Origin of the sequence: Sulfitobacter delicatus (genome assembly GCF_900102535.1) — a bacterium.
Lineage (GTDB): Bacteria > Pseudomonadota > Alphaproteobacteria > Rhodobacterales > Rhodobacteraceae > Sulfitobacter > Sulfitobacter delicatus.
On record NZ_FNBP01000002.1, the window covers coordinates 247,868 to 269,044 of the forward strand.

General features: G+C 60.9%; 17 protein-coding genes and 1 riboswitch. Of the genes, 3 read left to right on the top strand and 14 right to left on the bottom strand.

The features are described 5' to 3' along the window. Window positions 1-87: 87 nt before the first annotated feature. From BLS57_RS04465 to BLS57_RS04490, 6 genes are all read right to left on the bottom strand, one after another. Window positions 88-732: a cell wall hydrolase gene (locus BLS57_RS04465; RefSeq protein WP_093739611.1), complete on the bottom strand. Its 645-nt coding sequence runs from the start codon at window positions 730-732 to the stop codon at window positions 88-90. Window positions 733-861: 129 nt separating this feature from the next. Beyond that, window positions 862-3,399, bottom strand: coding sequence for a putative PEP-binding protein (locus tag BLS57_RS04470; protein WP_093739613.1), 2,538 nt, complete (start codon window positions 3,397-3,399; stop codon window positions 862-864). 75 nt (window positions 3,400-3,474) lie between these two features. Further along, entirely contained in the window at window positions 3,475-5,880 is a 2,406-nt protein-coding gene (gene glyS / locus BLS57_RS04475; RefSeq protein WP_093739615.1) for a glycine--tRNA ligase subunit beta, read from the bottom strand. A 91-nt stretch (window positions 5,881-5,971) separates the two neighbouring features. Further along, window positions 5,972-6,787, bottom strand: a complete 816-nt coding sequence (locus BLS57_RS04480; RefSeq protein ID WP_244153593.1) for a DUF1206 domain-containing protein — start codon at window positions 6,785-6,787, stop codon at window positions 5,972-5,974. Window positions 6,788-6,870: 83 nt separating this feature from the next. Beyond that, entirely contained in the window at window positions 6,871-7,386 is a 516-nt protein-coding gene (locus BLS57_RS04485) for a DUF6446 family protein (protein ID WP_093739617.1), read from the bottom strand. After that, on the bottom strand, window positions 7,383-8,336 hold the full coding sequence (locus BLS57_RS04490) for a glycine--tRNA ligase subunit alpha (protein WP_093739619.1): 954 nt from the start codon (window positions 8,334-8,336) through the stop codon (window positions 7,383-7,385). The genes BLS57_RS04485 and BLS57_RS04490 overlap by 4 nt, the downstream gene beginning before the upstream one ends. Window positions 8,337-8,491: 155 nt before the next feature. Between BLS57_RS04490 and BLS57_RS04495 the strand changes: the two genes are divergently transcribed. Next, window positions 8,492-10,357, top strand: coding sequence for a serine protease (locus tag BLS57_RS04495; protein ID WP_093739621.1), 1,866 nt, complete (start codon window positions 8,492-8,494; stop codon window positions 10,355-10,357). Window positions 10,358-10,556: 199 nt separating this feature from the next. Beyond that, window positions 10,557-11,093, top strand: coding sequence for a GNAT family N-acetyltransferase (locus BLS57_RS04500; RefSeq protein WP_093739623.1), 537 nt, complete (start codon window positions 10,557-10,559; stop codon window positions 11,091-11,093). Window positions 11,094-11,137: 44 nt separating this feature from the next. On the opposite strand, the gene BLS57_RS04505 is transcribed toward BLS57_RS04500, so the two are convergent. The 6 genes from BLS57_RS04505 to BLS57_RS04530 all read right to left on the bottom strand — a co-directional run bounded on the left by BLS57_RS04505 (window position 11,138) and on the right by BLS57_RS04530 (window position 17,194). Beyond that, entirely contained in the window at window positions 11,138-12,586 is a 1,449-nt protein-coding gene (locus tag BLS57_RS04505) for a TrkH family potassium uptake protein (protein ID WP_093739625.1), read from the bottom strand. An 82-nt stretch (window positions 12,587-12,668) separates the two neighbouring features. Then, the gene (locus BLS57_RS19905; RefSeq protein WP_244153594.1) at window positions 12,669-12,917 is read right to left on the bottom strand and encodes a DUF1127 domain-containing protein; all 249 of its coding nucleotides are present in this window, start codon (window positions 12,915-12,917) and stop codon (window positions 12,669-12,671) included. Window positions 12,918-13,116: 199 nt separating this feature from the next. Next, window positions 13,117-14,208, bottom strand: a complete 1,092-nt coding sequence (gene folE2 / locus BLS57_RS04515) for a GTP cyclohydrolase FolE2 (RefSeq protein ID WP_093739627.1) — start codon at window positions 14,206-14,208, stop codon at window positions 13,117-13,119. A 77-nt stretch (window positions 14,209-14,285) separates the two neighbouring features. After that, complete coding sequence (gene metZ / locus BLS57_RS04520) at window positions 14,286-15,476, bottom strand: O-succinylhomoserine sulfhydrylase (RefSeq protein ID WP_093739629.1); 1,191 nt, start codon at window positions 15,474-15,476, stop codon at window positions 14,286-14,288. 63 nt (window positions 15,477-15,539) lie between these two features. Further along, window positions 15,540-15,616, bottom strand: a riboswitch (SAM riboswitch). Window positions 15,617-15,675: 59 nt separating this feature from the next. Then, on the bottom strand, window positions 15,676-16,281 hold the full coding sequence (locus BLS57_RS04525; RefSeq protein WP_093739631.1) for an inner membrane-spanning protein YciB: 606 nt from the start codon (window positions 16,279-16,281) through the stop codon (window positions 15,676-15,678). Window positions 16,282-16,291: 10 nt separating this feature from the next. After that, window positions 16,292-17,194, bottom strand: coding sequence for a DMT family transporter (locus BLS57_RS04530; RefSeq protein WP_093739633.1), 903 nt, complete (start codon window positions 17,192-17,194; stop codon window positions 16,292-16,294). 63 nt (window positions 17,195-17,257) lie between these two features. Between BLS57_RS04530 and BLS57_RS04535 the strand changes: the two genes are divergently transcribed. After that, entirely contained in the window at window positions 17,258-17,743 is a 486-nt protein-coding gene (locus BLS57_RS04535) for an MgtC/SapB family protein (protein ID WP_093739635.1), read from the top strand. Between the two features lie 30 nt (window positions 17,744-17,773). Here BLS57_RS04535 and ftsY read toward each other — a convergent pair whose 3' ends face one another. Together ftsY and BLS57_RS04545 are read right to left on the bottom strand one after the other, a co-directional pair. Next, on the bottom strand, window positions 17,774-19,210 hold the full coding sequence (ftsY, locus tag BLS57_RS04540; protein WP_093739637.1) for a signal recognition particle-docking protein FtsY: 1,437 nt from the start codon (window positions 19,208-19,210) through the stop codon (window positions 17,774-17,776). A 93-nt stretch (window positions 19,211-19,303) separates the two neighbouring features. Next, window positions 19,304-21,016 carry an NAD(P)H-dependent oxidoreductase subunit E gene (locus tag BLS57_RS04545; protein WP_093739639.1) on the bottom strand — a complete coding sequence of 571 codons (1,713 nt, stop codon included), beginning with the start codon at window positions 21,014-21,016 and terminating at the stop codon, window positions 19,304-19,306. Window positions 21,017-21,177 lie beyond the last annotated feature (161 nt).

The window sequence follows — 21,177 nt, forward strand, 5'->3', positions numbered from 1 at the left end:
ATCAGTGACAAAGCCCCAAGGGCTGGGCCACCTCTAGCAGCCCCGCCAACGGCAGGCCAGCACCCCAAGGGCCCGGCCCGCTCGAAATCAATTCGACGCGGTTTTCCAGGTGTGACGATAGAACAGGTGATCGCCGATCCGAGCGGTCTTGGTATAGACACGCGCCCATTTCGGGTTCACGGCAGTCGTGTGGTAGTGCGTCGCCCCATCGGTAAGCTTAGGCGCGGTACCGTCGATGACAGCGCGGGCAACTTTGGCCACACGCGCCCAAGCGCGGGGCTCATTCACGACTTCCTTATGGCCGTCGCAGGTATAGGTGAACTGGCACTGGTACTTACGGCCTGTACCTTGGTTGATCACGCCGCACAGCGAACCGGGGAAGCGAGCAGATTTCACGCGGTTCATGATGACTTCGGCCACCGCGAACTGACCTTTGACAGACTCGCCACGCGCTTCAAAGTAGAGCGCCTCGGCAAGGCAGCGGAACTCAGCGCTACCCTCGGCTTTGGGTTGGCTGTCGATCCAGGATTTAGAATACTTCACTTCGCTCGCGCTGGCAGATGCAGGCTGGGCGACCATTTCCTGCAGACGGGCAGCGCCTGCGGATTTGAGACCTTGAATTTCGATCTGCGCGAGATCGCTGGCGCTTTCGGAATTGGCCGATGCTGTGATCGGCAGGCTGGTGGAAAGCGCGACGGAAAGCGCAAGAGAGATCGAACGGATAAAACGCATTTCGCGCCTCGCAAACTTGTTATGGCTCCGGGGCGAATAGTCAAAAGGTTCCCGCGGGTAAAGTCGCGGGGCGGAACTGTGCAGATTCCCGCCGAATTATGGTATAAGTTGGGCTGAGGCCCGCCGCCCCTACCCGATCTTGTGCGCGATGGCGAGTTGCGCAGCGGCCAATCGTGCTACCGGGACGCGAAACGGCGAGCAGGAAACGTAATCGAAGCCCGATTCGCGGCAAAATGCGATCGATTCCGGGTTCCCGCCATGCTCTCCGCAGATCGACAAGGTGATTCCTGGCTGCGCTTTGCGCCCCCGCTCGGCACCAAGTTGCAGTAATTCGCCGACCCCATCGGTGTCGAGCACATGAAAAGGATCTTCGGGATAGACCCCCTGCTGGACGTAATTAGACATGAAACGCCCCGCGTCGTCGCGCGACAGACCATAAGTCATCTGGGTGAGGTCATTGGTGCCGAAGCTGAGGAAAGCCGAATGCGGCGCGATGTCGGCGGCGCGCAGGCAGGCGCGCGGGGTTTCGACCATGACGCCAAGCCGGTAGGTAAAGCTCGCATCACGTTCGCTACGCACTGCGGCGGCCACGGCGTCGACGCTGGCCTTAACCAGTTCCACCTCGCGCCGCGCGCTGACCAGCGGGATCATGATCTCGGGCACGACCGGCTCACCGTCGCGACTGGCCTCAATGGTCGCCTCAAAAATCGCGCGGGCCTGCATCTCGTAAATCTCGGGCACCGTGACCCCAAGCCGCACACCGCGCAGGCCGAGCATCGGGTTATATTCAGTCATCGCCGCCACGCGCCGCGTAACGTCCGACATCTGCAGCCCAAGCGCTTCGGCCAGTTCGCGCTGGCCAAGTTTGTCTGAGGGCAAGAACTCGTGCAACGGCGGATCAAAGAGCCGAATACAGACTGGCTGACCCTGCATGATCCGGAAGAGCTGGGTGAAGTCGTCACGCTGCATCGGCAGCAGGCGTTCCAGAACGGCCCGGCGGTCTTCCCCGCTTTCGGCAAAGATCATCTCACGCATCACGGTCAGACGCCCGGGCTCAAAGAACATATGCTCGGTGCGGCACAGCCCGATGCCATGCGCATTGAAGTTGCGCGCGGTCTGGGCGTCGGCTGGGGTGTCCGCATTGGCACGAATGCCAATATCAGCCACATCCTCGGCCCATTCCATCAGGCGGTTGAAGGTGTCGTCTAGCGCAGCTTCCTGCATCTCCGGTGCGCCGGCGAGCACTTGGCCTGTGGACCCATCAACCGTGATCTGATCCCCCGCAGAGAACACGCGACCATCTGGAGACATCAGTTGCCCCTGCGAAACGATAAAACGCATGTTCGACGCGCCGACCACGCAGGGCAGCCCCATCCCGCGCCCGATCACCGCTGCGTGGCTGGTGATACCGCCGCGTTCTGTGAGCACCGCGCGGGCGGCGTGCATCCCACGGATGTCTTCAGGTGTCGTTTCGCGGCGCACGAGGATACAAGCCTCGCCCCGCGCGGCGCTGGCCTGCGCGTCATTGGCGGAGAAAACGATCCGACCCGTGGCTGCGCCCGGGCTGGCGGCGATGCCGCGTCCGATAACGTCGCGTTTGGCGCTAGGAGCAACCTGCCTGTGCAGCAACTCCGAAAGCGTGCGTGGCTGAACCCGCATCAGCGCTTCTTCGCGGCTGATGATGCCCTCATCCGCCAAGGCCACCGCGATGCGCACCGCTGCCCGTGAGGAACGCGCTACTTTCACACCGTCGAGAATGTGGAGATTGCCGTCTTCGATGACGAACTCGACCTGCATCTCCGCCCGCAGTCGCTTGCGCATCAGGGCGGCGTGGTCTTTCAGCGTGGCAAAGGCATCGGGCACCAGTTCTTCGAGCGACGGGCCACGAGGGTCGCAGGTCAGATACATGGCCGCCGCATCGCCTTCGAGCGCGTCGCGGCCTTGGCTTTGGCTTAGGTAGCGCCCGGTAATCTGCGGCAGCCCGGTGTCACTATCGACGAGTTGCAGCACGCCCGAACCGCACTGTCCCTTGCCGACACCAAAGGCCATTTGCTGCACCACCAGGCCCAGCCCCGCATCCGCAGGCGCACCCTTGGCCTGCCGCAAAAGCCGCGCCGAAGTGCCGTTCCACGCCCGGGCCATGGAACGCAGCACCGCGGCCAGTTGCGTTGCCGGGTCTTGTGGGAAGCGCTCCTCGGTTTCAGCCTCATAGGCGCGCAGGGAATCCATGAGGGCCGCACGGCCATCGCCGTTCACCTCGTCGAACATATCGGGATCAAGGCGGGCGACATTCACCGCATAGGACTGAACAAATCGCGAATAAAGCGCCGCCGCTGGGCCTTCGCCGATGGTCTCGGCATACTGCTCGAACAATGTGTCGTTGATGCCGATGTTCAGCACCGCCCCCGGCCCGCCCCAATCGGGGTCTTGGCTGGAGGGCCGCACACAGAGGAGCGCGCCGTCGGGGAATTGATCCACCACCGCTTGCACATCGGGCATCTGCCCCCGCGCAATCCGCTGCACCGCGTCAAAGGACAGCGCCACCGTGCGCGGCACAGGCAGATCGAGCCGCACCAGACGTTGCAGACATTTCGCCCGCCCGCCGTGGCTGTCATTGGCGATCGGCGCGGTGGGGGTCACCAGCGTGGTGTTCGGATCATTCTGCACTGCGGCACCTTACCTATTCAGATGCAGCATAGGGGTTCAGGGCAAAGGGGCAAGTCATCTCGCCCCCTGCCCCGTTTACCCGTCAAGCTTGGTCAGATCGGCGACCGAGGTGCAGATCGTGCGAATGCGGCTGAGCAGGTTAAGCCGGTTGCGCCGCACGGTCGGGTTCTCGGCATTGACCTGCACCGCCTCAAAGAAGGCATCGGTCGGTCCGCGCAGTTCGGCCATCGCTGCCATCGCGGTTGAGAAATCCTGCTCGACCATCGCTGGGGTGATCTTGGCCTCGGCCTTGTCCAGCGCGGCAAAGAGGTCTTTTTCCGCATCCGTTTCGGCGAACTTCGGATCGGCGCCAAAGGAATACTCCACGCCATCGGCCTCTTCGGCTTGGCTGAGGATGTTGTTGGCGCGTTTGAAGCCTTGGATCAGGTTTTCGCCGTCGTCAGTTTTGAGCGTCTCCGACAGCGCGCGGGCGCGTTTGACCAAGAGGGTCAGATCGTCGCTTCCGTCCATGGCGATGCAGGCGTCGATCACGTCGTGGCGGATGCCTTGATCGCGAAGGTAGACTTTGAGGCGGTCATGGATGAAGGAAACTATCTCCACCGAAGCTGAATGCCTTGCGCGGCTTAGTTTGCGTCGGCTCGGAGCACTTTTTCGTTTTGCCCTTCTCGGCGATATTTCATTTGCAATTTCATCTTGCACCGTTTCGCCATCGTACTCGGCCAAGTCCTCGGCATGCGACAACTGATAGGTTGAATACCGCTCAATGATGTCACGAATTTGCTTTGATGTAGCCTCTTCGATCATCGGCAGATCGGTATCCTTGCTTAATAAACGTTCTGCTTGGACAAGTGCGCCAAGAGCTTCCTGATTGCAGAAATCTTCAGTTTTCGAAACCTCAATGAAATAGCTGGCGAACCTCTCTAGAACCTGCTCTGTCTTGGCAAATTGGTAACCTCGATTGGCCTTCGTTAGTACTAAGTTCAAGTCGAGAGATATGTCGTTCTCCACCAAAATCCGAATTACACCCAAAGCTGCGCGCCGCAGCGCAAAAGGATCCTTGCTGCCCGTAGGCTTTTCATCAATCGCCCAGAAGCCGGTCAGCTTGTCGATCTTCTCGGCCAGCGCCACGGCAATCGACACCGGCGTAGTCGGCACGTCATCAGATGGTCCGAGCGGCGCGTAGTGGTCTTTGGCCGCATCCGCCACAGCGTCCGACAGCCCGGCCTTGCGCGCATAGTAGCTGCCCATCAGGCCCTGCAATTCGGGGAACTCATAAACCATCTCGGAGCTGAGGTCGGCCTTGGCCACCCGCGCGGCCTGCTCGGCCTCATCGGCATCGGCGCCGACTAGCGGGGCAAGCTCACGCGAGAGGGTTGCCATGCGGTCGATCAATTCGGCTTGGGTGCCCAGTTTGTTGTGGAAGGTGACGTTTTCCAGCGCCTTGACCCAAGTCGCCATACCGCCTTCGGCGGTGACAGTGCGCAGGTCGTTGTCCCAGAAAAACTTGGCATCCGACAGCCGCGCGCCGAGCACCTTTTCGTTGCCCGCAAGGATCGTCGCGCCATCGTCGGCGGTGGTGCGGTTGGCGACGGTGACGAAGCGTTCGATCTGGCCCGACTTCGGATTGCGGACCGAGAAGAACTTTTGGTGCTCTTTCATCGAGGTCTGCAAGACTTCCGGCGGCAGGCCGAGAAAATCTTCGCCAATGCGCCCCATCAGGACCACAGGGTATTCGACCAGCCCGGCGACTTCGGCCAGCAAGCCTGCGTCTTCGACAACTTCCAGCCCGGCGGCAAAGGCCATGTTGGTCGCATCGTTCCAGATCGTATCGGCCCGCGTGGCGGGGTCGAGCACGACGCAAGCGCGCGCGAGTTTGTTCTGGTAGTCCTCGAAACCTGCGACTTCGATCTCGCCCGGCGCAAGGAAACGGTGGCCGCGCGTGGTGTTGCCCGCGGTGATGCCGTCAACCGTCAGCGGCACCACCTCGGCTCCGGCCTCGTCGCTGATGATGCAAAGGATCGAATGCAGCGGACGCACCCATTTGAGGCTGTTAGTGCCCCACCGCATGGATTTGGGCCATGGAAAATTGCGGATCGTCTGTTCCAGCACCTCGGCCACGATCTCGGCCGCCGGGCGGCCCGGCTTTTCAATCTTGGCGAAAAAGACTTTGCCTTTGGGGGAGTCGCGTTCCTCAAGCTGGTCACGGGTCAGCCCCGCGCCGCGCAAAAACCCTTCGATGGCTTTTTCGGGGGCATCGGCTTTGGGGCCTTTGCGTTCCTCGACCTGTCGCGGGCTGGCGGCGAGCATGTCGCCAAGCGCGAGCGTCAAGCGACGCGGTGTGGTGAAGACGGCGGCGGAGCCATAGGTCAACCCGGCCTCGACCAAGCCGTTGGTCACCAGCTTTTGCAGGTCTTCACCCGCGCGTTTCTGCATCCGCGCAGGAATTTCTTCGGAGAAAAGTTCAATCAGCAGATCTGGCACGGGCGGCCCCCAATTCTTGCCGCATCGCGGCGTCTCATCGGGGGCTTGGATAACGGGCGGGGGGCCGAGGGTCTAGCCCCCCGCGTGGCGTTTAATCCATCAGCGTGCGGATATCGGGGTCGGAGAACTTCGGCACCACGCGGTAGCCCGCTTCGACGAAGTTGTAGACGGCGAATCCGATGAGACCTAATCCCGCGCCGCCCAGCAGGAAACGCCCAAAGGCCATGCCTCTTAGCGATTGCAACGCCTCGCCGAGGCCACCTGCCTGTTCGGGATTCGCGGTCAGCGCGGCATAGCCCAGCGACCCTGCGACAAGAGCCATCATGATGCCATAGACCACCAGTCCAATCGTCAGAACCGGGTCAATGCTTTCAGTGAACTGGGTCCGAGCCAAATGGCCTTTGTATTTCCCGCTCCAGCCTTTGTAGGCGTAGTAGACGCCCGCGCCGAGCAGGATCAGAGCAATCGCAGCGACGATATAGCGGCCCATCGGCATCGACATCAGCTTTTGCGTCCAGTCTTCGGTGGAGTCGCCACCGCTGTTCTTGCCGCTAAGCGCCAGTGCCAGAACCGACACACCGATACCGCCGTGGATCAGCCCGGTTGTGATCTGGCCAATCCGCGCGATGAGACCTTTCGGGTCGGTTCCTTGGTCCTCTACGTCCTTCACGCCAGCCGTCACGCGCCAGACCAGATAGGCCAGAAGCCCGATACCAATGGCGAAAAGCGCGGGCACGCCATATGGCTCGTCGCGGAGTGCGGCCAGTGCGTCTTTGGTGCCAGAGGCTTGCGTCGATTTGAAGGCGGCCAGAAGCGCCAGCCCGCCAATGATTGTATAGATCACGCCCCGCGAGCCATAGCCCGCGCGCATCACCCATTTCAGTCCTACATGTGTTTTCTCTGACATGCTCGTCCCCCGTTCTATTCGGGGACAAGCGTTCGACAGTGGCAAAAGGTTCCGCGCGAATGTCGATGGAGAAGATGGCGCAATCAGTTGGCGGGCTGCTCCGGGCAAGCCTCGCCCACTACAGTGCCGTCATAGGATTTTTCACCGCAGTCATTCAACTCGTGCCAGATATAGCCACGGCCATCTTCCGTGATCGCCACGATCCGGTCGACCCCATAATGCACGTTCTTGGCCCCAAGAAAGGTCAGCGCCGTGCCCGCTTTAATCTCGGCGCCAAGGGCTGGCGCATCGAAGCAATCAAACCAGCCGGGCGCGTTGCGCGGGTCGGTGTGGTCGGTCAACTCATAGGTCTCGGTCGCCATGGCGAGGCTCATGTCCGTCTCGAAACAGGCGCGAAAGCGGATAGGCGAACTGTCGGCATCAATGGCCTGCAGGTTGCGCGTCGCGATCTCCTCCGGCTCTTGCGAGGTCAGCGAGACAAGCTGTACCTGCGCCTCCGGCACCTCGCGGTAAAAGCCGTAGATCTGCAGGTAGTAAAGCGCCGCCCCGGCGATCAACGCGCAGGCGAGGATGACGATGCCGACGATCTTGCCGCTCATTGTGCGTTCGCGCTTTCCTGTTCCGGCGTCCAACCGCCTGCGCGGGTCTGCACGAAGGCGTCGGCGCAGGCCTTGGCCAAGCTGCGCACCCGCCCGATATAGGCCTGCCGTTCGGTGACAGAGATCACACCACGGGCGTCGAGCAGGTTAAAGATGTGGCTGGCCTTGATGCATTGGTCGTAAGCCGGATGCGCCATGACGATGCGTTTGCCGGTCTTGGGGTCCTCGGCGGGTTGGTCGAGGATAAACTGGCAATGCGCCTCGGCCTCATTGAACTGGTCCAGCAGCACCTCGGTGTTTGCCGTGTCAAAGTTCCAACGCGCGAATTCTTCTTCGGTCTGTTTGAACACATCGCCATAGGTCAGCGGGATCGGCGCGTCGGGGCTGTTGAACGGCATGTCCATCACATGATCGACGCCCAGCACGTACATTGCCAATCGCTCTAACCCATAGGTCAGCTCGCCCGAAACCGGGTGGCAGTCATGCCCGCCGACCTGCTGGAAATAAGTGAACTGCGACACTTCCATCCCGTCACACCAGACCTCCCAGCCCAGACCCCAAGCGCCAAGCGTCGGGCTTTCCCAATCGTCCTCGACAAAGCGGATGTCATGCAGCGCCATGTCGATGCCGATGGCCTCAAGCGAGCCGAGATACAGCTCTTGCAGGTTGGGCGGGCTGGGTTTGATCAGCACCTGATACTGGTAATAATGCTGCAAGCGGTTCGGGTTCTCGCCATAGCGCCCGTCGGTCGGGCGGCGCGAGGGTTGCACATAGGCCGCGGCCCAAGGCTGGCTGCCAAGGCTGCGCAGCGTCGTTGCCGGGTGAAAGGTGCCTGCGCCCACTTCCATGTCATAGGGCTGCAAGATCGCGCAGCCCTGCCGCGCCCAGTAGCCCTGCAGAGCAAGGATGATCTCTTGGAAAGAGCGTGGTTTTTGCGCGGCGTCAGACATGGCACTTGCCCCTTAATGATGCGCGCCTTTCCTACGGCTGCTGGCGCGGGGGGTCAATCGCAGGTTTGTGAGATTTTAGCCCGGTTTGCGATGGCATTCGCGACGGTTTCCAGCGTAATCTGCCCCGGATTTGGTTTTACGAGAGTTGAGTGACGATGAAGCGATTTCTTTTTGCCCCCGTGGCAGTCTTTCTGGCCCTGAGCCTGTCTCTGGCAAGTTTTGCCCGGGCGCAATCGGCAGAGGATATCGTCTGGGTGCAGATCGAGGCACTGCCCTCTTTGGCTGAGGCTACCGACCGGGCGCGCGCTTATGACACGCTGCTGGATGACGTAAGCGGCTTTTCCTTGGGCGGCGGCTGGTATGGTATCGCGGTCGGTCCCTACCGCCGGGCAGATGCGCAATTGGTGCGACGCTCCTACGTGCGCGACGGTCTGGTGCCGCGTGACAGCTTCATTCAACAGTCGAGTCGTTTCCGCCAGCAGTTCTGGCCCGTGGGTGCCAATGTGCTCGACACTGATCAGGTTGATCCTCCCGCAAATGTAGCTCCCGGCACTCAGGAAGAGGTCGCGTCGGGCAGCAACACACCGTCGGTGACGACAACCCCGCTTGATCCGGCCACCGGGGCTGAGGAAGACAGCACAACTGTTGCTGATAACAGCACGGCGGCAGAGCCCGAAACCACTACGCCCGCCGAACCGGAAGAAACCCTCGCCGAAGCGCGCCGCTCTGAACGGGAGTTGGACGGCCAAGAACGTCGCGCCCTGCAGATCGCACTGAAATGGGCCGGTTTTTATGACGCGGCAATCGACGGCGCCTTTGGCCGCGGCACGCGCGGCTCCATGCGCGCTTGGCAAGAGGCCAACGGCTATGAGGGCACCGGTGTTCTGACCACACGTCAGCGCGCAGCGCTGCTCGGCCAATACAATGCGGTTCTCAACGGTCTGGGCATGGAAGTCGTACGCGACGACAAAGCCGGGATCGAAATTGTGATGCCCACTGCCGAAGTGTCCTTTACCCGCTATGAGCCGCCCTTCGCCCATTACGACGAAAGCGGCAACATCGGCGCTCGGGTACTGCTAATCAGCCAGCCGGGTGACCGCGACACGCTCTATGGTCTTTACGACATCATGCAGACGTTGGAGATCGTCCCCCTCGAAGGCCCCCGCGAGCGCAAGCGCGATTCCTTTGAACTGATCGGCGAAAACGGCAGCATCGTCAGCCAGACACAGGTGTCGCTGGAGAACGGCCAGATCAAAGGCTTTACCCTCATTTGGCCCGCAGGTGACGAAGACCGTCGCCGCCGCGTGGTCGCCGAGATGTCGCAAAGCCTGACCCGCCTTCCCGGCGTATTGGACCCGGCTGCGGGCGATAGCGAAGCGCAGGCGATTGATCTGGTCGCCGGCCTGCAAATCCGTCAGCCCAAGATCTCCCGCAGTGGGTTCTTTGTGGACACCAAGGGGACAGTGGTCACGACCAATGAAGTTGTTGGCGCCTGTACCCGCGTGACCCTGGACGAAGACACCGAAGCGCAGGTCTTGGTTTCGGACAAAGACAGCGGCCTCGCGCTGTTGAAGCCTGAGAGCACCCTGGCTCCGTTGGCCGTGGCCCAGTTCAGCAGCCAAGCCCCCCGCTTGCAATCCGAAGTCTCGGTCGCGGGCTATTCTTACGGTGGTGTTTTGAGTGCTGCGACGCTGACCTTCGGCAACCTGTCAGACCTCAAAGGCCTGAACGGCGAAGAGGGCCTCAAGCGCTTGGATATGAAAGCCCAACCCGGCGATGCGGGTGGTCCGGTGTTTGACGAAAGAGGCCATGTCGTCGGCATGCTCCTACCCCGCGCAGAAGGGGACCGGAAACTGCCCGAGGACGTGAGCTTTGCCCTCGACAGTGCCGCAATCCGCGGCGCGGCGCAGGAAGCCGGGATCAGCCTAGAGACCGGACAGGGCGCCGCGACAACCATCGCCCCGCGCGACCTGACGCTGCAGGCGCAGGGCATGACGGTACTGGTCAGCTGCTGGGAGTGAGCCGGAGGGCAATTACAGAAATAGTTGGGGCGGCGCTGTTGGTGCCGCCCTTTTCAGTCCTAAGAGACGAACGCAGAGGTTTCGCAGTTGCGAATGTTTCCATGCTTAGCCTTCCTAGGCGTCGGCAACCATTTCCTTGATCAGATGCACCCAAAACACTTTCGATTGCACCAGCAGAGCCAATCGCTAAGTTCAAGAAATGACAGTCACTCTTCCCCTGCACATCCGCGCCGCCGAACCGACGGACGCCGCAGCGATCACAGCGCTGATCAACTTGCCGAAGGTCCGCCATGGCACTTTACAGATGCCTTATGAGCCGAGCGCGCGAGTGTTCCGCCGAATTGCCGAAAACACAAACAGCCACCTTCTTGTTGGATCGGTTCAAGATCACGGTGACGGCTCAACTGTCGTAGCCTATGGCGGGCTGTTCCCCGGCACCCGGCGGCGCGCGCATGTTGGTGAGGTTTTTATGCTCGTTCACGACGATCATGTCGGTCGGGGTTATGGTAGTTCATTACTCAGCGCCCTTATTGACCTCGCTGACAATTGGCTTGGGCTGCGGCGCTTGGAATTGGATGTGAACGTCGACAATTCCGGCGCGATCCATCTTTACAAGAAACATGGTTTCGAAATTGAAGGAACAAAGCGCGGCGACACGATAAGAAGCGGCTATCTTATTGATGCGCATATCATGGGAAGGCTTAGTCAGGGTTTGGACCGTCAGTCGGCAGAATAACCACCGTTCTGCAGTGTGTTTTCCTACGTTCTTCAGGCCTTAGATCAGGCCCGCCAGAACTTCGCAGTGAACATGACATAGACCGCCAAGAGCTCTAGTCGCCCGATCAGCATCGCGATGATGAGGATCCATTTGGCCGTGTCATTCAGGCTGCCAAAGTTACCTGCAGGCCCAATAATAGGGCCCAACCCCGGCCCGATATTCGCCAGTGCCGCAGAAGCACCTGAGATTGATGTCACGAAGTCCAATCCTGTCAGGCTTAGCGCAACCGAGATCAGTCCGAGGGACACCACAAAGAACATGAAGAAGGACATCACCGAGCTCAACACATCCCCGCCCACTGGACGCCCGTCATAGCGTGGTGTGAATATACCGTGGGGCGAGCGGATGCGGCGCAGCTGGGCGCGGATCGAGGCGAAGAGCAGTTGATAGCGGAAGATCTTGATCGAGCAGGTGGTTGAGCCCGCGCAGCCCCCGATCAGCCCGATGAAGAAGAACAGCGCGACAGCGAACGGCCCCCATGTCATATAGTCCGCCGAGGCGTAGCCGGTGCCCGAGATGATAGAGGTGATGTTGAACAGCGCTTCACGCAGCATCTGCTCCCATTCGTAGCTGAAGGTTCCCCGCAGCAGAACAAATGCCACGCCCACCAACACAGCCAGCGTAAGCAGAAACCCCCGCACCTGTGGATCGCGGTGCAGCGCCACTGGGTTGCCGTTAATTAGCTGCACATAGCGTACGAAAGGCAGCGCGGCGAGGATCATAAAGAGCGCAGCTACATATTCCGCAGGGCCGGAGAATGTGCTGAAGGAGGCGTCATAGTTAGAAAACCCTCCGGTCGAGACGGTGGTGAGCGCATGGACCGTGGCGTCAAAAGTGCTCATGCCAAGGGCGAGATAGCTCAGCACACAGGCCAGTGTCAGCCAGACATAGATCACCGAGATCTGGGTGGCGATTTGACCGGCGCGGGGGAGGATTTTGCCAAAGGTGTCAAAGGATTCGGATTTAAAAATTTGCATCCCGCCGACGCGCAACTCAGGCAAAAACACCATGGCAACAACAATGATGCCGATGCCGCCCAGCCATTGCAGAATGCCGCGCCAGATCAGCAAGCCTTTGGGCAGCGCCTCAAGGCCCGAAAGAACCGTGGCGCCGGTGGTGGTTAGCCCTGACATCGCCTCAAAAACTGCATCCGTGATTGAGGCTTCGGTCGCACCAAGGACAAAAGGAATGGCGCCAAAAAGCGGCAGCATCAACCAGACCCCGGTGGTCAGCATAAAGGTCTGTTGAATCGTTAGCCCTTCGCGCACGCCATTGGCGCTGGCCAGAGCAATCATACCGCCACTGAGCATGGTGATGACGGCGCTTTCGACAAAGACCCACCACTGGCCCCGCCCCTCGGCCAGATCAACGAGGATCGGCACGATCATGGCAAAGCCCAGCACGGCCACCAAGAGGCCCACGACATATCCGACGGGTCGTATATCCAACATGGGCGCAGCGTTGGCTTGGCCGCTCGCTCCTGTCAAGCGGCGACGGGTGCAGGGTGAATTTTGCCCGGCACCCGTGGCAGGTTTAGATGTAGTAGAGGTCTTTAAAGACGTGATGCACGATCTCGTCGCGCTTCAGTCCGAGGTCGGCCAGTTCGGCATCGCTTTTGGCTTGCAGGCGTTGGACCTGCTCATAGCGATGATGCGCGGTCGAGCCCGTCATGATGCCATGGCCAATCCCTGCGAAGAAGCGGCGCAGACCAGCGCCGGCACGGCGGAGGGTATCGGTCAGCGAGAAAGTGTGGGCGGGATGAGCGGTGCTCTGGTAGGTCATCTGATTGCCTTTGCAATTCTGAGTGTTTCGATGACCGGTAGATAGGCAATGCTGCGGCGCAGCAGAACCGACGTTTCTGCATAGCGGCTGGGCGTGGCTTGCAGGGCTATGGTGCGTTGAAGCATCGATGCCGGGGGCCAGCCCCCGGACCCCCGAAGTATTTTTGGCCAAAAAGAATGGGGCGTGGAGGAGCTGAGGACTAACCGACGTGGAAGAGGGTATTGAAGAGTTTCGGATCAATGCTCTCAGCCGCGAAGGTTTCGCCTTGGGTCAGGATGCTGATCGCATCGTGACTGTGCAGGCTTTCTTGATGGCTGGCGACGATGCGGAAGTCTCCGACCCGGTCTTCGGCCAACAGTTGCTCGCAGAACAGGCGCGCGGCGTCTTCGACAAAGATTGGGTTGGCCGCGTTCAACTCGGCAAAGGCCTGTTCATCTTCGCGTTTGACCATGACTTGTGTCTCGGTCGGTACGGCGCGGCGACACAGGTCGATGAGATCTTCGAACCAGAGGCAATCGCCCGCGTCCAGTGTCTCGACCGATATGCGCGCTACGGACCGTTGCGAATGCGGCGTGGCAAGCTGGCCCCGGGTCTGGCGGGCATGTTCGCTGAGTTCCAGTGAGCATGGGCAGGTGCTGGAATAGACGTAGTCGAGATGGATGAGCTTTTTGCGTTTCCCACCCTGCTCGACCAATTCAAGGGCGATATCGTAGTATTGGTACCCCGTTAGACCGGAGCGCAGGCTGCCGATTTTCATCGGGAAGGAGAAGCGCATCTGGATACGGGCGTCGAGGCTTTCGAGGTCTGCTTTATAGTCATCCAGCGCTGCCTCAATGACTTCAAAGCTGAAGGTGGCCTCAGCATGGCGGTAGAAACTGCGCATGATCCGGGACATGTTGATGCCCTTCTTCTCAGCGTCCAGTGATACCGAGCCGGTCACGGATGTCTCAAGCTGCAGGTCCCCGCCCTCGCGGCTGCGGTAGCGGATCGGCAGGCGAAAGTTCGAGATGCCCACGTGCTGGATCAATTGTTGCGCGCCGCGGATCAGGCTGGCCGGGCCGTTTTGCAGATCCGGCAAAGTGGCCATGTAATTGGCGCCGGCGGTGAAATCCGACGGATAGGCACGGCTGAGCGTTGGGTAGTCAGACGGCGCGAGCATGCGGGACATGGCAGGGTCGAGGGCGGCCAGTTCTGCCGGGGTCGCTGTCTCGGCCCATGCGCGCAACGTATTGAGCGCAGCCTCGGCCGCCTCCCGGTCGGGTGTCTCAGACACCTCTGTCACGATGTTCATAGCGCGGCCCTCCGGTCTAACCCCTTCAATGTATGACGCTTAGACCGGAAATGCCACTGCGGCTGCGACACTTCGCGTCAGGCTTGCGCCGCCACATCCAGCGCTTGTAGCAAATCGGCCTTTAGATCGCCGACATGCTCTAGCCCGACACTGACCCGGATCAAGCCGGGGGTAATGCCGAGCAAGTCCTTGGTTTCCTGTGGCAAACGCTGATGCGTGGTGGTCGCGGGATGGGTCAGGATGGTCTTGGCATCGCCAAGGTTATTCGAGATGATCCCGACCTTCAGTGCGTTCAAAAAGGCAAAGGCTGCCGCTTTACCGCCTTTGAGGTCAATCGACAGCACCGTGCCGCCAGCCCCCATCTGATCCATGACCAAGGCGTGTTGCGGATGTGCCGCAAGACCGGGGTAGATGACGCGGGCCAAGGCGTCGTGGCCGCTCAGCGCCTCGGCCAATGTCTGAGCGCTCGCCGCTTGCGCGCGGACGCGCAGGTCGATGGTCTCCAGCCCTTTCAGCATGATCCAGGCGGTGAAGGGGCTCATCGAGCCGCCGGTGTGCTTCATGTATGGTTCGAGCGTGCCGCGGATGAAGTCGCGGCTGCCCAGCACCACACCACCAAGCGCACGCCCCTGCCCGTCGATATGTTTGGTGGCGGAATAGACGACCACATCCGCGCCTTGGGAAATGGCACGGGAAAAGACTGGCGTGGCGAAGACATTGTCGACCACAACAAGCGCGCCCTTGGCATGGGCCAGTTTGGCGACGGCCTCGATGTCGATGACCTCAAGCGTGGGGTTGGCGACGGATTCGAAAAAGACGGCGCGGGTGTTGTCGCGGATCGCGGCTTCCCAAGCGCCAAGATCGCTGCCGTCAACAAAGGTCACCTCGACCCCGTAGCGGCCAAGAATTTCTTCCAAAACATAGATACAGGAGCCAAAGAGCGCCCGGGCTGACACGACATGATCGCCCGCTTTGAGCATCGAGATCAGCGCGCCAGAGACCGCTGCCATCCCGCTGGCCGTGGCGAAAGCGTCTTCAGCCCCTTCCAGTGCGGCGATACGTTCTTCGAACATGGCGACCGTTGGGTTGCCGTAGCGCGCATAGATGAACTCGTCCGGGCCGATCTCTTCGAACCGTGCTTCGGCCTGTTCGGCGCTGTCATAGACAAAGCCCTGCGTGAGGTAGATCGCCTCGCTGACCTCGCCATATTGGCTGCGGCGGGTGCCTGCGTGGATCGCCTGCGTGCGCGGGTGCCGGTCATTGCTCATATCATCATCCCTTCGGCCCGACATTGCGGGCAATAAAAAACCCCAGACGCGGCCAAGCGAAAGGGGTCTTTCATCCTGACCTTTTAGCGGCATGTTTTACGTGGCCCACAATCCGGTAACAAATCGCCACGCGGCGTGGATTACGCCGCTGCGCCCTGCAGGTCAACAACTTCGATACGGTCAGAGCTAATTTGCGGTGTCAGCTCTGGTCTTTCTTCTCACCGTAGGCTTCGAACAGTTTGCTCTGCGCCATGAAGAAGACAAAGATCGCAGCCGTGAGACCAAAAGTTTTGAAGTACACCCAAGTATCAGTCGAGAAGAAGCGCCAGATTAGTTCGTTCGCCAGTGCCAGACCAAAGAAGAAAATCATCAGACGCTTTGTTAGAAGCATCCAGCCCTCGTCTTGCAAAGGCATCATCTCTTCCATGACATATTTCAGGTAAGACTGTCCGCGCATCAACCCCACGGCCAAAATGCCGCCAAAGAGGATATAGATCAGCGTCGGCTTCATTTTGAAGAAGCGGTCATCGTTGAGCCAGACCGACAGTCCGCCAAAAATCACTACGAGAACCACAGTCGCCACCTGCATCCGGCTGATCTTGCCCGTCAGCGCCCAAAGCGCGCCGGTGGCCAGTACCAGCAGCGGCACAAACATCGCGGTGACCACGATGAACCCGTCGTATTCCGTGCCAGCGAAGCTGTAGGTGTTATCCTTCAGCCATAGATAGGCGACGAGGAAGGCCAGCACCGGCCCGTATTCCAGCGCCGCACGCAACATGGGGTTGATCTCTCTTGGTTCTGACATGCCTGCTCCTTCAGCCGCCCATTTCTACAATCACCGCCCCGGCTGCGATCAGCGCCATCAGCGCGATGCGGCGCGGGCCGACGGTTTCTTTCAGCACCACCACGCCGATTAGCGCAGCGAAGACAGTGGATGTCTCGCGCAGCACCGCTGCCTCGCCCACCTTATCCAGTCGCGTGGCCAGCATCACTGACCCGAAACTCGCGAATGCGATGAACCCGCCGATCACGCCACGCAACATGAGCGGCGCCACCTCAGGCGGGTTTTCCATTCTATGCCAGCGCCGCCATGCAATCACCGGCATCACCAGCCCGTCGATCATGAAAAACCATGCGAGGAAGGTAAAAGGATCTGCCGTGGCGCGAATGCCGTAAGCGTCATATGTGGTGTAAAGCGCCACGAACAAGCCCGTGAGCACAGCAAGCCCGAGCGCCGCGTTGAGCGTATCACGGGCGGTGACGAGGTTGCGCAGGTTGTAAAGCGCCAGCCCGAAAATCCCGCTCAGCAGCACGCCGACGCCCATCCATTGCACGATATTAAACTTTTCGCCGAAGATCAGATAGGCGCCCACCACGGCAAAAAGCGGCCCTGTGCCGCGCACCACCGGGTAAACGACCGTGTAGGCTCCTTTGGTATAGGCCCATGCCTGCAGCAGCTTGTAGAAGACGTGAATGACAAAGGCGCCGAAAAAAATGAGCCACATATGCGGTTCTGGCCAGGGCACGACGAAGAGCGAGAAAGGCGCAGCCATCAGACCGTAAGAGGCATCAATCGCGCCGCGCGTGAGCCAGGGATCATGCCGCCCCTTTTGCAACGCACCGAATACCGCATGAAGAAACGCGGCTGAAAGCGCCAGCCAGAGCGCTGCCGTATGACCCGCTGGCGTGCCTTCGATAGATAACAGCCAGTCCGTCATTGGGGAACTACCCGGGCTACGAGCAGTTTACTCTTCAAAGTCTTCTCAATCCACGGAATTTCAATGTTTGAAAGCCTGATCGCCGATCTCACCAATAGCTTTTCAAAAGTGCCCGTCACCGTCGCCGCCGCGCGGTTGCTAATGGCGGCCTTTCTGGCAGGGGTTGTTGGGTATGAGCGTGAGCGGCGGGACAAGCCGGCGGGGCTGCGCACCCATATCATGGTGGCCATTGCCGCTTGCCTCTTCATCATCATCGGGCAGGAATTGGGTAGTCTGGAGTTTGGCGACGGTGACCAGATGCGCTTTGACCCGCTGCGCCTTATCGAAGCGGTCACGGCGGGCGTTGCCTTTCTGGCGGCGGGGATCATTTTCACGTCCAACGGCGAGGTGCGCAACATCACCACCGGTGCGTCGATGTGGCTGGCGGGGGCGATTGGCCTTTCCTGTGGGGCGGGGCAAATACTACTGGCCTGTCTGACGGCCTTTGTGGTCGTCACGGTGCTAGCCGTTCTGCGCAAGGTTGAAAAGAAACTGGGCACCCACGATTGAGGCGGGCAGCCGCGCCGGGCGGCGGAAGTGTCAGGCATCCACACCCACCAAGGCGTCTGCGAACTCCTGCGGGTCAAAGGGGGACAGATCGTCGATCTGCTCGCCGACGCCGACGGCGTGGATGGGCAGACCAAAACGGTCCGCCAGCGCGACCAAAACGCCGCCCTTCGCGGTGCCGTCAAGCTTGGTCATGACCAATCCGCTGACAGCGGAAATCTCTTGAAACACTTTCACTTGGTTAACGGCGTTTTGCCCGGTCGTGGCATCGAGAACCAACAGCGTATTATGCGGGGCTGTCTCGTCTTTCTTGCGAATGACGCGGACGATTTTGGCCAATTCTTCCATCAAGTCGCCACGGTTTTGCAGACGGCCCGCAGTGTCGATCAGCAGCAGATCGGCCCCCTCTTCCTGCGCGCGCCCCATGGCGTCGAAGGCGAGGCTGGCCGGGTCGCTGCCCTGTGCTGCGGTCAGCACCGGCACGCCTGCGCGGTCGCCCCAGACCTGCAACTGCTCTACCGCAGCGGCGCGGAATGTGTCGCCTGCAGCGATCACCACCTTTTTGCCCGCAGCCCGAAACTGAGAGGCCAGCTTGCCGATGGTCGTGGTCTTGCCCGAGCCGTTCACCCCCACCACCAGCACCACCTGCGGGGTCTTGGCATAGATCGGCAGCGGGCGGGCTACTGGCTCCATAATGCGGCCCACTTCGGCGGCAAGTAATTCTTTAATCTCACTTACTGAGAGCTTTTTGCCAAAGCGCCCTTCTGCCATGTTGGCCGTGACCCGCAGCGCCGTATCGACGCCCATATCGGCGCTGATGAGTAGCTCTTCAAGCTGCTCAAGCATGTCGTCATCCAAGGTGCGGCGGACCGTCGGTTTGGCCGTTCGTCCCATCAGACGACCTAACAGGCCGGGTTTAGCTTGCTGAGAGTCAGACGCCTCCCCGGCCAGATCAGGCGCGACCGGAGTCATCGCCTGCCGCAATCCGCCAGACTGGGGCATCTCTGTCGGCGTGGGTGCTAGTCCGGGGTCGCTCACTGGCGGGACCTGTTCCGGTTCTCGCACAGGCTCAGGGTCCGAGACAGGCGGGATCGGGTCCGGCTCGGGGGTCGGTTCAGGATCTTGCGGCGGCTCTTGGGGCTCGGGCGTCTGATCGGGCTCGGGCAAGTCTGGCACCGGGGTCGGCTCGGGCCGGTCGGGCTCTGGTTGCGGCACCGGGTCCGGCGTCGGCTGCGGATCGGGCTCCGCCGCCCGCTCAGCCGCCAACATCGGGCCGCTGTCTTCCTGACGGTCTGGCATGACGTCTGAGGCCACACCCGGCTGATCCATCACCGCATCCACAGGCGCCGCCTCACTCGGGGCCGCCTCTGCTTCCGGCTCGCCGCCGTCGCTGACGATCGCTTCCAGCCCCTCGTCGATCTTGGACGAGGATTTGAACAAACGATCTTTTAGCTTTGTGAAGAATGCCATGGGCGCCTCCGTTGTTTCCTTTGATCTATAGGCTCGCTCTGCCAGATGGAAGAGCGCCCTATGCCAAAGAAACCGCCGCTGACGCCCGCCGGTTCAGATTTCCTCGGGGAAATGCTTCATCACGAGGCGGATCGGGTTCGGCGCCGCCTGCCCTAGCCCGCAGATCGAGGCATCAACCATCGCAGTCGACAACTCTTCCAGCAGCCCTTGGTCCCACTGATCGGCCTGCATCAGCTTGACCGCCTTTTCGCAACCGACCCGACAAGGCGTGCATTGGCCGCAGCTTTCATCCTCGAAGAACCGCAGCATGTTCAGCGCCGCCGCCCGTGCGCTGTCGTGGTCCGACAGTACGACGACCGCCGCGGACCCGATAAAAGACCCATGCGGCTGCAAAGTATCGAAATCGAGCGGCACATCGTTCATCGAGGCGGGCAGAAGCCCCGAGGACGGCCCGCCCGGCTGGTAGGCCTTGAACCGATGCCCCTCGGCCATGCCCCCCGCTGCGTCGATAATGTCGGTGATCGTTGACCCTGCGGGCAACAGATACATTCCCGGCTTGGCCACGCGGCCCGAAACCGAATAGCTGCGCAGCCCGGTGCGCCCGTTCTTCTCGGTCGCGTTCAAGACCTGCGGCCCCTCGCGGCAGATGCGGGCGACCCAGTGCAGGGTTTCGATGTTGTGCACCAAAGTCGGCTGCCCAAAGACCCCCACCTGCGCCACATAGGGCGGGCGGTGGCGCGGTAGGCCGCGCTTGCCTTCGATGCTCTCAATCATGGCGCTCTCTTCGCCGCAGATATAGGCACCTGCGCCGCGCCGTAGCTCGACATAGCCCGGCGTGACGATGCCCGCTGTCTCCAACGTGGCAATTTCGCGCCGTAGGATTTCCAGCACTGCCGGATATTCATCGCGCATATAAAGAAAGACGCGCTCGGCCTCGACTGCCCACGCGGCGATCAACATACCCTCAAGGAAGAGATGCGGGGTGCGTTCTAGATACCAGCGGTCTTTGAACGTCCCCGGCTCGCCCTCATCCCCGTTCACAGCCAGATAGCGTGGCCCCGGATTGGCGCGCACAAATCCCCATTTCTTGCCCGACGGGAAACCTGCGCCGCCCAAACCGCGCAACCCAGCCTCTAGCATTTGGCTCTGCACCGCTTCCCAGTCACCATCCTCGCGCAACTTGAGGAGTGCCGCGTAACCGCCTGCTTTGGCGTAGGTTTCGTAAACCTCATAGTCGGTCAGACGGGCATGGGTGTCACCCGCTTCAATGGCCCGCTTCACCTTCTCCGGCGTTGCGTGATCGATATGGTTGTGGCCCAGTTCCAGCACTGGCGCAGTGTCGCAGCGCCCCATGCAGGGCGCGCGCAGCACGCGGACTTCGGCAGGGTCCAGACCATCTTCCAGCGCGGCTTTCAACGCCTGCGCCCCCGCCAACTCGCAGGACAGCGAATCGCACACCCTTATGGTGAGTGCAGGCGGCGGGGTCTCGCCCTCTTTCACCACATCGAAATGGGCGTAGAAGCTGGCGACCTCATAGACCTCGGCCATGGAGATGCGCAGTTCTTCGGCGAGCGCGCGTAGATGGGCGGCGGAGAGATGGCCAAAGCGGTCTTGGATCAGATGCAAATATTCGATCAACAAATCGCGACGGTGCGGGCCGTCGCCCAAGAGCGCGCGGACCTCCTCCCAAGCATCATCGCTCAGTTGGCGGCCTTTCGGGTGGTGACGCCCCTTGCCCTTGCCGGATTTCCACACCCCTTTTTGCGGTTCCTGCCCTGCTGGCTTGCCGTGATCGTCTAAGGCCATCTTTCCCCCCTATCGCTTTGCGCCCTTCCTAGCCCATCACCGCCGCTCCCGGCGATCAAAAAGCGACATTCGTTCGGATGTTTACGTTGCGCATTCGGGCATCGGCGGGCCGCCTTCTGGGCTTTCGCTTTGCCCCGCGCGGCGTCACTATGGTGTGACCC